The sequence below is a fragment of the Corynebacterium meitnerae genome (assembly GCF_027570075.1).
In the GTDB taxonomy this organism is placed as follows: domain Bacteria; phylum Actinomycetota; class Actinomycetes; order Mycobacteriales; family Mycobacteriaceae; genus Corynebacterium; species Corynebacterium meitnerae.
The window spans coordinates 1-626 of record NZ_JAKMUS010000041.1 but is presented as its reverse complement, the minus strand read 5'-3'; the positions used below and the strand labels follow the sequence as shown (position 1 = coordinate 626).

Below are 626 nucleotides of genomic sequence, written 5' to 3'. Positions count from 1 at the left end.
CCTTGGACGTCCCCCGGTGGGGTCGAACAGGCGCATCTTCGTTCCTGCCCAGTCCACCTGCATTGTGTGAGCTGGTGCGTGCACGATCCGGGCGGTTACCCCGGTGGCATCAACATGCTGTGCGACAAGCTGGCGAAACCGCTCGTAGCTGTAGTACCGCTGCCCCGGCAGCGCTGGCGTTGAGGTGTACTTGCCCCACAGGACCTGCAGCGTGGTCTTATGTCTTCCGGTCCGTGCTTTCACCACGGAATCGAAATCGATCGGGACGAACACACCCTGACCTGTGGATCTTCCATCATGAAACAGCACAGCTACGGCTTCATCATTAAGCCCAGCAATCTGGGCCGTGGTCGTGATCTGCTCTGCTTGCAGCACTTTACGAACTTTTTGCACCGTGGAATGCGAGCACCCCATCGACGCTGTGATCTGGCGAACGGACCAGCCTTTGAGCACAAGGTCCATCACCGCCCTGTAGTCAGTCACAATCGGACTCCTTTGGCAATGCCGCGTGCCCTGAAGTCACGCGGTCACCAAAGAGTTTCCCCCGAAAACAGCAGTGTTACTCGATACTCACCATCGCGTTACCCGATACTCACCACGGTGTTACTAAATGCACGCGCGCAACA

Annotated in this window: 1 protein-coding gene; it reads right to left on the bottom strand. The window is 57.7% G+C overall.

Annotated features, from left to right (window positions below; translation table 11 throughout):
- The coding region (locus L8U60_RS10735) for a helix-turn-helix domain-containing protein (protein WP_269966357.1) at positions 1 to 483 on the bottom strand (483 nt) is incomplete at its 3' end.
- Between the last annotated feature and the right edge of the window lie 143 nt (positions 484 to 626).